Genomic DNA, 11,179 nt, shown 5'->3' on the forward strand with positions numbered 1-11,179 from the left:
CCGCGCGGCAGCTGGGCGGCCGCGGCCGCGAGCTCGGCCCCGCGGACCTCGGTCAGGTGCTCGACGGCCGCCAGCACCAGGTCGTTCTTGGTCGGGAAGTGATGCAGCTGGGCGCCGCGGCTGACCCCGGCGCGCTGTGAGACCAACGTGGTGGACGTGCCGCTGAAACCGGCCTCGACCAGGCACTCGACCGTTGCCTCGAGCAGCCGCTGGCGCATGGCGCGCGAGCGTTCCTCCTGCGGGACGCGAGCGGGAGTGGTGGTCACGTCACCCAGCGTGCCCCAGCACGAACAAACAGTCAAGCCTGACTTTTAATCAGGCGAACGAACTCAGGCGGACTGCCAGAGCCCCATGATGTTGCCCTCGACGTCCTTGAAGTACGCCGCGAACCCCATGTCGCCGACGGCCTGCTTGCCCAGCACGGTCGACCCGCCGAGCGACTCGATCTTGGCCAGCGCCACGTCGATGTCGGGCACGTCGATCACGATGATCGGGCCCTCGGTCGGGCTCTCGCGCCGCATCAGACCGCCATTGACGAACCCCGGCTCGGTCGGCCCGGTCTCCCCGGAGGGGCCGGTGGTGGCGAGCGTGTAGGACATCTCCGGGATGTCGAGCAGCTCCCAGCCGAAGGCCTCGGCGTAGAAGGCCTTGGCACGATCGCTCTCGCCGTACGGAATCTCGAAATGCACCACGCGTCCGGTCATGTCTTCAGACAGTACGCGACACTCGGTGCATGACGAAGACGATTCTGATCACCGGCGCCAGCTCCGGACTCGGCGCCGAGATGGCCCGACAGTTCGGCCACCTCGGCCACGACCTCGCCCTGTGCGCGCGACGTCTCGACAAGCTCGAGGAGCTGCGCACCGAGATCCTCGCCAAGCACCCCGGGCGCCGTGTGGAGATCCGCCAGCTCGACGTCACCGACGATGACCAGGTCTTCGAGGTCTTCCGCGGGTTCGCCACCGACTTCGGCACCATCGACCGCGTCGTGATCAACGCCGGCCTCGGCAAGGGCGCCCCCTTGGGCACCGGTCGGTACGACGCCAACCGGGAGACCGCGATGACCAACTTCGTCGCCGCGCTGGCCCAGTCCGAGGCGGCGATGGAGATCTTCCGTGCCCAGAACGCCGGTCATTTCGTGATGATCTCGTCGATGTCGGCGATGCGCGGCATGCCGAAGTCGATGACGACGTACGCCGCAACGAAGGCTGGGGCGGCGCATCTGGCCGAGGGGTTGCGCACCGAGCTGCACGGCAAGCCGATCAAGGTCTCGGTGATCTATCCCGGGTTCATCGCCTCGGAGATGAACGAGAAGGCCGAGCACAAGAACCCGCTCCAGGTCTCGACGGTCAAGGGCGTGAAGGCGATCGTGCACGCCATCGAGAAGGAGAAGGACTCAGCCTGCGTGCCGCCGCTGCCGTGGGCGCCGATGAGCGTGGTGATGAAGCACGCTCCCCTGCCGGTGCTCAAGCGCCTGATCTGACCGCGGGGTCCGCCAGGGCTCCCCTGACCCGGCGACACGCCGGGCGTACGGCGTGTCGCGGGCGACGACTGTCCCGTACGGACCTCTCAGTTGACCTTCTCGACGCTCCCGAGCCACTCGGCCACGTCGTTGTAGATCTGCGCGTACTGCTTGTAGGAGTACGGCGCGGCGGTGTACCAGGGGTAGACCTGACCGGCCTTCGCCGCGGGGAGACGGGACCAGGTCGGGATCTTGGCGACCTCGTCCGCGGTGCCGGGTGCCTCGCGCGCGTCGTAGATGATGACGTCGGCGTCGTACTTGCCGGCCTGCTCCCAGCTGAGCTGCTCGAAGAACCCGCCGGTGGCCTGGTCGGCGTTCACCTCGACGAACTCGACGCCGGCCTCGGCCAGGGTCTGGATCTCCGGGAAGTTCTCCGGCGAGGCGACGTAGAAGTCCTCCTTGCTGCGTGAGGCCAGCAGCACCTTGATGCCCTGCTTGTCCTTCGCCGCCGCCTTCACCCGCGCCAGCGCCTTGTCGTACGCCGCCTTGTCGGCCGCGAGCGCGTCACTGTCGGTGTCGGCGCCCAGCTTGCCGGCCAGCTCGACGAAGGTCTCGATCGCGGCATCGGTGTCCGGGATGCCCTGCCCGGTGAGGCCGAGTGTCGGTGCGGCTTCGAAGATCTGCTTGGACTGCTCGGTCGGGACGTACCAGAGGCTCTTGCCGTCCATGCTGAAGTCGATCAGCAGGTCGGGCTGCATCACGGCGTACCGCTGCGCGTCGAACTCGCCGTACGTCTTGCCGAGCACGTCGACCTGTGAGGTGTCGATCGACCCGGCCTGGTAGGTGAGCTTGCCGTCGACGTCGCCGAGCTCGCCGTAGACACCGTCGACCTTGTAGCCGGCGTCCCACAGGGCGGCCGCGACGCTGCTCTGCGCGACGACCTTGGTGGGCACCGTGTCCAGGTCGATGTCCTTCCCGCGGGCGTCGGTGTAGGTGAAGGGCCCTTCGACGGCGAGGTTCTCGTTCTTGTCCTTGGCGCCCTCGTTGAGGTCACCGCCCTCACCACAGGCGGTGAGTGCCAGCAACCCGGCAGCCACCAGGGCTCCGGTGACGCCGAGGCGCCTATGCCTGCGCTGGAACATGGTTCTTCTCCTCATCTGTCGAGCCGGTCACCCGGACCGGTCGATGCTTGGGCACCACGAGCGGGGTGCCGGACTCCGGGTCGTCGATGACCCGACATTCGAGACCGAAGACCTCGCGCACGAGGCTCTCGGTGATGACATCGCTCGGGTGGCCCTCGGCCACCACGGCGCCGTCCTTCATGGCGACGATGTGGGTGGCGTAGCGACAGGCCATGTTGAGGTCGTGCAGCACCGCGACCAGGGTGTAGCCGCGGTGCGCCTGCAGCCCCGCGCACAGGTCCAGGACGTCGACCTGGTGGGCGATGTCGAGATAGGTCGTGGGCTCGTCGAGCAGCAGGATCTCGGTCTGCTGGGCCAACGCCATCGCCAACCACACGCGCTGCCGTTGCCCGCCCGAGAGCTCATCGACGAAGCGGGGGGCCAGATCGGTGATGCCGGTGGCGGCCAGTGCCTCCACCACGGCGGTCTCGTCCTCGCGCGCCCACTGACGAAGCAGCTTCTGGTGCGGGAAGCGCCCTCGGGAGACCAGGTCGACGACCGTGATCCCCTCCGGGGCGACCTGCACCTGCGGGAGCAGACCGAGGCGTCGGGCCACCTCCTTGGTGGGGTACGCCGTGATCAGCTCGCCGTCGAGGAAGACCGACCCGGAGCGAGGTCTCAGGAGCCGGGCCAGACCGCGCAACAGGGTGGACTTGCCGCACCCGTTGGCGCCGACGATGACGGTGAACGATCCGTCCGGGATCGCCACCGACAGGTCGTCGGTGATGGTGCGCGCGTCGTAGCCCAGGGTGATGCCCTGCGCGTGCAGTCGTTGACCGTTCACGTGGCGATCCTTCATCTGCGATCCTTCCGCCATTCGCGGGTCAGCAGCCAGACCAGGTAGAGGCCGCCGACGACTCCGGTGAGCACCCCGACGGGCACCTGGCGGGGCACGAAGAGCTCGCGACCGGCCAGGTCGGCCAGGCAGAGCAGGCTCGCGCCCACCAGCGCGGACGGGACCAGGTTGGGCCCGGGCACCTTGGTGAGGCGCCGGGCGATCTGTGGTGAGGGCAGGGCGATGAAGGCGATCGGGCCGGCGGCGGCCACGGCCACCCCGGCCAGGCCGACGCCGATCGCCACGCACAGCACCCGGGACCGCTCGATCGAGAGCCCGAGGGCGGCGGCACTGTCGTCGGAGAGCTCACCCATGCGCAGGTCGCGGCTCATGCGGAGCGCGAGGACGCTCAGCACGAGCAGGGCCGGCGCGAGCAGCTGCACGTGACCCCATCCGCGACCGGCCAGGTTGCCGATCAGCCAGACCGCGGCCGACTGGGCGTCGTACAAGGTGGAGCGGGTGATCAGGAAGTGGTTCACCGAGAGCAGCAGGGCGCCGACACCGATGCCCATCAGCACCAGACGGAAGCCGTTGGAGCCGCGGTGCATGGCCAGGAGGTAGACCACGGCGGCCGTGATCGCACCGCCGGCCCCGGCGCCGACGGAGGTCAGCACGCCCGACCCACCGAGCATCAGCATGACTACCAGGGCACCGGTCGCGGCGCCCGTGTCGAAGCCGATCACGTCCGGGCTGCCCAACGGGTTGCGGGTCAGGGTCTGGAAGATGGCGCCGGACATGGCCAGGGCAGCGCCCACCATCAACGCGGTGAGGGCGCGCGGCAGGCGCAGGTCGCTGATGATGTACTCCTCGGCCGGCGTGCCCTCGGAGAAGACGGCACGCACCACCTGGTCGATGCTGACCGTGTAGTAGCCCAGCAGCAGCGCGGCCAGCAGCGAGCCGACGGTGACCACACCGAGCAGCGCCGTGACCACCACCGACCGTCGTTCGACGCGCAGCGACACCGCTCCCCCGCGGAACACGGCGGTACGGCCCGCCCCCTGCGCCAGCACGCTCACAGCTGCGCCAGCTTCCGGCGGCGTACGACGAACACGAAGACCGGCACCCCGATCACCGCGGTCATGATGCCGACCTGGAGCTCGCCGGAGGGGGCCACCACCCGGCCGACGACGTCGGCGGCGAGCAGCAGGATCGCGGCGAAGACCATCGAGAACGGCAGCAGCCAGCGCTGGTCCGGCCCGACGACGGCGCGCGCCAGGTGGGGCACGGTCAGGCCCACGAAGCCGATCGGTCCGGTGACGGCGGTGGCCGCCCCGCACAGGCACGTGATCGCCACCGCCGTGGCGACCCGCGTGCGCACCGCCGCCACGCCCAGGGCACGACTGGTGTCGTCACCGAGGGCGACCGCGTTCAGCGCGCCCGAGAGCAGCAGGGCCAGCAGGGTGCCGGCCCCCAGGAACGGCAGGGCCGCCATCAGGACGTCGAGGTCCCGGTTGACCAGGGTGCCGACCACCCAGAAGCGGAAGGCGTCGTAGGTCTGCTGGTTGAGCATCGTCAGCCCGTTGACGTAGGAGGTCAGCACGGCGGTGACCGCGGCCCCGGCCAGCACCAGCCGCACCGGGCTCATTGCCGAGCGCGACCCGGATCCGAGCACGTAGACGGCGACCGAGGCGAGCGCGGCGCCGAGCAGCGAGAGCCACAGGTACTGCGAGGGGGCGGTCAGGCCGAGCAACGTGATGCCGGTGACCACGGCGGCGGCAGATCCGGCGGTGACCCCGAGCAGACCGGGGTCGGCCAACGGGTTGCGGGTCAGCGCCTGCATGAGCGCCCCGGCCAGGCCCAGCGCGGCGCCGACGCAGACCCCGACGAGGGTGCGGTCGAAGCGCAGCCCTCGGACGATCGAGCCGGCCTCGGTGTCCGTCTCGTGCCAGAGCTCGTGCCACGCCGTGCCGAAGGAGAGCGTCTCGGAGCCGACGGCCAGGCTGCTCATCGCGACCAGGGCGAGCACCCCGACGCTGACCAGGAGGAGCCCGCCGCGGCCGAGCGGTCCGGCGACGGTCCCGGCGGTGACCGAGCGTTCGCCGGCAGCGACCGGTGACGGCACAGGCCTCGACGGCACGGACATGGAACTCCTCGGACAGGACGGTTGCCACGCGACGCAGGCACCCGAGACCGCGCAACAAAGGGCAGCCTAACCTAAGCCTCTGTGGGGCTGTCCAGCGTGGGCCTGCCCACCACTCAGGGGTGGGGGAACCGCAGGTCCAGCATCTCGGCGAACCGGGGCGAGATGATCGTGGTCCAGCTCAGCGACAGGTGCGCCTTGTCCCGGAAGGTCACGACGTCTCCGACGACCAGCGGGCAGCGATCGTCGACGCAGATCAGGTCCGTGGTCGGCACGTAGTCGGCGCCGGTGCCCCTGACTGCATCGCGGGTGATCGGGTTCGAGTGGATCTCGAGGCTGTCGGCCCGCGCCGTGCAGGCCTCCATCGACGCGTCGACGTCGGTCACACAGTCCTGCGGCTCCCACGGGATCTTGGGGATGTCGCCGAGCACCTTGATGTTCGGGGTGATCGTGGCGAGGTCCTCGACGGTCGCGCGCACACCGGTCGCCCAGTCCTCGTCCGGCGTCGAGGAGTCCATGAACAACATGCCGCGGTGGGCCAGGACGATCGCGTCGGGCTGGATCTCCTCGATCTGGCCGCGTGCCCAGTCCCGGAACTCCGGGCAGGTCGGGAACGCCTCGCCCTTGTTGGTCTGGGGTACGTCGTAGGGCGCGCAGCCGACCTTGACCAGGGGGATCACCTTGAAGCCCTGCTTCTTGCCTGCCGCGTCGAGGGCGGGCATCCACATGCCGGCGTGCGAGTCGCCGTACATCACGACCGTCCTGTCGGCATCGACGTCGCCCGCGGGGCAGATCTTGGTCGTGGTGTCGTCGAAGCTGGCGTAGCAGGGGAACGGCTCCTGCCAGATGTCACGGCCCAGATGATCGACGTTGACCAGGTCGGGTGGCAGCGGGGCGCCGTCGTCGGCCAGCTGCAGTGAGTGACGCAGCGCCTTGGTGATGTTGCGCGGCTTCGCCTCCTGCAGCGCCTCGGGGTGCTCCTGGTAGTAGCGCTGAGCCTCCTGACGGCTCTGGGCCAGCTCGGCCTCGCCGTACTGGTTGGAGGCCATCGCGGTGCCGGCGACCAGCGCCAGCGACACCGGCCACAGCACCAGCGACCACCGGCCGCGCACCATCGGCACCTTGCCGTGCTGGAACGGCTGCTCGACCAGGAAGTAGCTCAGCTCGGACAGTGCCAGCGTGATCAGCAGCAGCAGCGCGGTGCCGGCCAGCCCCTCGGGAACGTGCTTGTCCCCCACGATCAGCACGGGCCAGTGCCACAGGTAGATCGAGAAGGAGAGATCGCCGATGTGGCGCAGTGGCTGGAGCCCGAGCAGCTTGCTGGGGCCCACCTCACGGCCGGTGCCGGCGGCGAGCAGGGCCGCTGTGCCGAGCACGGGGACCAGGGCCAGCCACCCGGGGAACGGGGTCCGCTCGGTGAAGGTCAACGAGGCCAGCAGGACCAGGCCGAGGCCGACCACGAAGAGGGTGACCCGCTGCCCGTCGCGCAGCCGGTTCAGCACCGGCGTGAGTACGGCGACCAGGGCGCCCGACGCGAGCTCGAACGCGCGGGCCACGGACGAGAAGTAGGCGTCCACCGGCGCCTGGTTGGTCTGCCAGATCGACCAGACCAGGGAGACCAGCCAGATCAGGGCCAGCGCACCGAAGATGGTGCGGCGTGAGCTGCGCAGGAAGACCAACAGTATGAGCAACAGCGGCCAGACCAGGTAGAACTGCTCCTCGACCGCCAGTGACCAGTAGTGCTGCACCGGCGACGGGTCCTGGCTGGCGAAGTAGTCGGTGCCGATGTCGGCGAAGTGCACGTTGGCCAGGAAGATCGCCGACCACAGAGCGTCGTCGGCCACCACCTTGAGCCGGGTCAGCGGCTCGGTGAGTGCGACGAACACGGTGACCGCGACCAGCACGACCGTCGCGGCCGGCAGGATCCGGCGGGCCCGGCGGGCGTAGAAGCCCGGAATGCTGATCCGCCCCGACCGCTCGGACTCGTTGATCAGCAGACCGGTGATCAGGAAGCCGGAGAGGACGAAGAAGACGTCGACACCGACGAAGCCGCCGTCGAAGAACGGGAAGTGGCTGTGCGCCAGGACCACCAGGCCGACCGCGATGGCTCGCAGCCCCTGGATGTCGGCACGCTTCGCCTTCGACTTGACGCGCTCTCCCCCGGTGCCGGACACCCGCCTTTTATACCCGACGAGACCCCGGCCCAAAGATTCAGCGATAGGTCAGGCCGTCACCCTCCAGGTGACAGTGCTCGTTGAACGAGACCAGGGTGGCTCCGCGTCCACCGACCACCACCTTGGTGACCGAGGAGTTCACCACGACCTTGTTCAGCTGGCCCCAGATGCCGGCGTACGAGGCCGCGGTGAGGTCGGGCGCGACGGTGGCCAGCAACCCGGACGCCGCCAGGGAGACCGGGCCACCCGAGGTGAAGACCACGGCCGTCCCGCTGCTGCCGACGCGGTCCATGGTGCGCTGCAGCGCCGCGTCGACACGCGCCGCGAACGCGGGGAAGGACTCCTGGTAGTCACCGTCGAACTCGCCGGAGGTCCAGCGGCCGGTGGCCCGCTCGAACCACGTCTGGAACTCGGCGCGGGTGAGATCGCGCCCCTCCTCGGGGCTCGGCACCGAAGCCAGCATGCCGAGATGGTCGAACTCGTTCCACCCGTCATCGTCGACCACGTCCACGCCGGACCAGCCGGCCGCCTCGATCGTGGCCTCGGCGGTCTCGCGATGCCGACGCATCGAGCCCTGGACGAGGACGTCGGGCTTGAGGCCACGCGCGGCCAGCGCCACACCGAGCATGCGGGACTGCTCCCACCCCAGGGGCGAGAGCACGTCGTAGTCCTCGGTGCCCCACGAGGCCTGTCCGTGGCGCACCAGCAACAACTGACCCATCAGGCCATGACCTCCTGGCAACGGTGCTCGAGATATCTGGCCGCGTCACCGAAGACCGCGTAGGCCTCATTGGTGGTCTGGCCGTGGAAGTAGCGGTAGTAGATCTGCTGGGCGATGACGGCGAGCCGGAAGAGGCCGAACACCTCGTAGAAGCGCCAGCGTTCGGGGGTCATCTCGAAGCCCATCTGCTCGCAGTAGTGCTCGACCAGCTCGGCACGGGTCCACATGCCCGGTGCCGTGGTGGGCTGGCGGCGGAACATCTGGAAGAACTCGTCGTCGCCGGCCTCGACCCAGTACGCCGCAGCGCCGCCGAGGTCCATCAGCGGGTCGCCGAGGGTGGCCATCTCCCAGTCGAGCATGCCGATCACGTTCAACGGGTCGTCGGCGTCGAGCACGAGGTTGTCGAAGCGGAAGTCGTTGTGGATCACGCAGGTGCCGACGTCGGCCGGCTGATGCTCGTCGAGCCAGGCCATCACGGGTTCGAAGTCGCCGACGTCCTCGGTGCGGGCCGCCCGGAAGCGTTTCGACCAGCCGCTCACCTGGCGGGCGACGTATCCCTCGCCCTTGCCGAAGGCGGCCAGGTCGGGGCGGGTGGCGTCGACCCGGTGCAGGTCGATGAGCACGTCGATCGCGTTCTGGCACAGCGTGGCGACCTGCTCGGGATCGAGCGAGACCGAGTCGGGGAAGTCCTTGCGCAGGATCGTGCCGTCGAGCCTGTCCATCACGTAGAAGTCGGAGCCGAGCACGGAGTCGTCGTCGCAGAAGCCGACCATCGCCGGCACCAGCGGGAAGACCGGCGCCAAGGCCGACTGGATCCGGAACTCCCGCCCCATGTCGTGGGCGCCCGCGGCCTTGCGCCCGACCGGCGGTCGCCGCAGGATCAGGTCGCGGTCGGGATAGCGCAGCAGGTAGGTGAGGTTGGACGCGCCACCGGGGAACTGGCGCACCTCGGGGTCGGCGAAGACGGTCTGGCGGAACTCCTCGGCGGCGTGGGCGCGCAGCCAGGCGGAGACGGCTGCGACGTCGAAGGAGTCCTCATCACGAACGGGTCGGGCCGGATTGCCCGCGTCGCTGTCGGTCACGTCATCCCATCTTGTCGAGTCGGGCGGCCTGCTTGCGCATCACTGCGTCGTACGCCGCGCGGTCATTCTGCTTCAGGTGCCATGCTCCGCGTGCGGCAACGTCCGGAATGATGACATCTTCTCCGCGATCCATCCCCTCGAGCACGGCCGCGGCGATGTCGTCGGCGCTGAACGGCGAGTTCTCGACGAGCTGCCCGATCACGGCGCCGAGCGCGGTGTCGGCTCCCTTGAGGCCGTCGATCAGGTTGGTCCGGAAGTAGGACGGGCACACCACCGAGCAACGGACGTCGTACGCCGCCAGCTCGTGGCCGGTGGTCTCGCTCAGCGCCACCACGGCCGCCTTGACCGCGTTGTACGACGCCATGCCGGCCGGGTGCACGAGCCCCGCGAGCGAGGCCACGTTGACGATGTGACCCGACCGCTGGTCCTTGAACATCGGCACGAACGTGCGGGTGCCGCGCACCACGCCGAAGAGGTTGATGCGGGTGATCCACTCCCACTCGTCCATCGTGGCCACGTCGAGCCGACCGCCCCCGGCGACACCGGCGTTGTTGACCAGCACGTCGAGGCCGCCCCACTCGCGCTCGACCCAGGCCAGCGCGGCGGCCCAGTCGTCGTCCGAGGTGATGTCGAGGCGCGTCTCGGTGGTTGAGGAGCGCGCGCCGGCGAGCGTCTCGAAACCACTCTCGAAGGCCACATCCGTGGCCAGCACCCGGTCTCCGCGACCGGCAAACGCCGAGACGAGCGCTGCGCCGAGGCCGGACGCCGCGCCGGTGATCAGCACCCGGCGACCCGCGTCGGCGCTCACAGGTACTTCCCCAGTTCGAGCCGGGCGACCATGCCCTGGTGCACCTCGTCGGGTCCGTCGGCCAGGCGCAACGCCCGGGCACCCGTCCATGCGGCGGCCAGCGGGAAGTCGTTGGTCATGCCGGCACCGCCGTGCACCTGCATCGCGAAGTCGATGATCTGCTGCGCCATCCGGGGCGCCGCGACCTTGATCTGGCTGACCTCGGAGAGCGCGTTCAACGGGCCGCCCTCGTCGAGCTTCCAGGCCGCGTTGAGCACCAGCAGGCGCGTCTGGTCGATCGCGATGCGGGCGTCGGCGACGCGCTCGCGGTTGCCGCCGAGGTTGATCAGCGGCTTGCCGAACGCGGTCCGCTCCAGGCCGCGCCGACAGGCCAGCTCGAGGGAAGCCTCGGCCAGCCCGATCAGCCGCATGCAGTGGTGCACCCGACCCGGTCCGAGGCGACCCTGGGCAATGCCGAAGGCCTCCCCGGGGCCGGAGATGATGTTGGTCAGCGGAACCCGGACGTCGGTGAAGGACACCTCGCCGTGGCCGAGCGGCTCGTCGTAGATGCCCATCGTGGGAAGCATCCGCTCGACCTTCACGCCCGGGGTGTCGCGCGGCACCAGCACCATCGTGTGCCGGTGGTGCCGGTCTGCGTCGGGGTCGGTCAGCCCCATGAACACGATGATCTTGCACTCGGGGTTGCCGATGCCGGTGGTGAACCACTTGGTGCCGTTGACCACGACCTCGTCGCCGTCGACGACCGCGGTGGCCGCCATGTTCGTGGCATCGGAGGAGGCCACGGCCGGCTCGGTCATCCCGAAGCCGCTGCGGATCCTGCCGTCGAGCAACGGCTC

The 11,179-nt window shown here is 69.6% G+C and carries 12 protein-coding genes; 1 reads left to right on the top strand and 11 read right to left on the bottom strand.

Features of this window, described 5'->3' with window-relative positions; genetic code table 11:
- Together NJ4_RS22120 and NJ4_RS22125 are read right to left on the bottom strand one after the other, a co-directional pair.
- Positions 1–266: TetR/AcrR family transcriptional regulator (locus tag NJ4_RS22120; RefSeq protein WP_169799311.1), on the bottom strand; the 266-nt coding region annotated here is incomplete at its 3' end.
- A 63-nt stretch (positions 267–329) separates the two neighbouring features.
- On the bottom strand, positions 330–704 hold the full coding sequence (locus NJ4_RS22125) for a VOC family protein (protein WP_067440629.1): 375 nt from the start codon (positions 702–704) through the stop codon (positions 330–332).
- Positions 705–733: 29 nt separating this feature from the next.
- Between NJ4_RS22125 and NJ4_RS22130 the strand changes: the two genes are divergently transcribed.
- Positions 734–1,483 carry an SDR family oxidoreductase gene (locus NJ4_RS22130; RefSeq protein ID WP_067440632.1) on the top strand — a complete coding sequence of 250 codons (750 nt, stop codon included), beginning with the start codon at positions 734–736 and terminating at the stop codon, positions 1,481–1,483.
- Between the two features lie 86 nt (positions 1,484–1,569).
- Here NJ4_RS22130 and NJ4_RS22135 read toward each other — a convergent pair whose 3' ends face one another.
- The 9 genes from NJ4_RS22135 to NJ4_RS22175 form a co-directional block, all read right to left on the bottom strand.
- Entirely contained in the window at positions 1,570–2,604 is a 1,035-nt protein-coding gene (locus NJ4_RS22135; protein ID WP_067440635.1) for an ABC transporter substrate-binding protein, read from the bottom strand.
- Entirely contained in the window at positions 2,585–3,442 is an 858-nt protein-coding gene (locus NJ4_RS22140; RefSeq protein ID WP_067440638.1) for an ABC transporter ATP-binding protein, read from the bottom strand. The genes NJ4_RS22135 and NJ4_RS22140 overlap by 20 nt, the downstream gene beginning before the upstream one ends.
- Positions 3,439–4,494: a FecCD family ABC transporter permease gene (locus tag NJ4_RS22145; RefSeq protein WP_067440642.1), complete on the bottom strand. Its 1,056-nt coding sequence runs from the start codon at positions 4,492–4,494 to the stop codon at positions 3,439–3,441. Before NJ4_RS22145 ends, NJ4_RS22140 begins: the two co-directional genes overlap by 4 nt.
- Positions 4,491–5,561: a FecCD family ABC transporter permease gene (locus NJ4_RS22150; protein ID WP_067440645.1), complete on the bottom strand. Its 1,071-nt coding sequence runs from the start codon at positions 5,559–5,561 to the stop codon at positions 4,491–4,493. Before NJ4_RS22150 ends, NJ4_RS22145 begins: the two co-directional genes overlap by 4 nt.
- Before the next feature lie 113 nt (positions 5,562–5,674).
- The gene (locus NJ4_RS22155; protein WP_067440648.1) at positions 5,675–7,732 is read right to left on the bottom strand and encodes an acyltransferase family protein; all 2,058 of its coding nucleotides are present in this window, start codon (positions 7,730–7,732) and stop codon (positions 5,675–5,677) included.
- A gap of 37 nt (positions 7,733–7,769) precedes the next feature.
- Entirely contained in the window at positions 7,770–8,453 is a 684-nt protein-coding gene (locus NJ4_RS22160) for a histidine phosphatase family protein (protein ID WP_067440651.1), read from the bottom strand.
- Entirely contained in the window at positions 8,453–9,535 is a 1,083-nt protein-coding gene (locus tag NJ4_RS22165; RefSeq protein ID WP_067440654.1) for a phosphotransferase family protein, read from the bottom strand. The genes NJ4_RS22160 and NJ4_RS22165 overlap by 1 nt, the downstream gene beginning before the upstream one ends.
- Position 9,536: 1 nt before the next feature.
- Entirely contained in the window at positions 9,537–10,343 is an 807-nt protein-coding gene (locus NJ4_RS22170; RefSeq protein ID WP_217996960.1) for an SDR family NAD(P)-dependent oxidoreductase, read from the bottom strand.
- On the bottom strand, positions 10,340–11,179 hold an 840-nt coding region (locus tag NJ4_RS22175; RefSeq protein ID WP_067440660.1), incomplete at its 5' end, for an acyl-CoA dehydrogenase family protein. The genes NJ4_RS22170 and NJ4_RS22175, both read right to left, overlap by 4 nt.

The organism is Nocardioides jensenii JCM 1364 = NBRC 14755, from assembly GCF_001552535.1.
Classification (GTDB): Bacteria; Actinomycetota; Actinomycetes; order Propionibacteriales; family Nocardioidaceae; genus Nocardioides; species Nocardioides jensenii.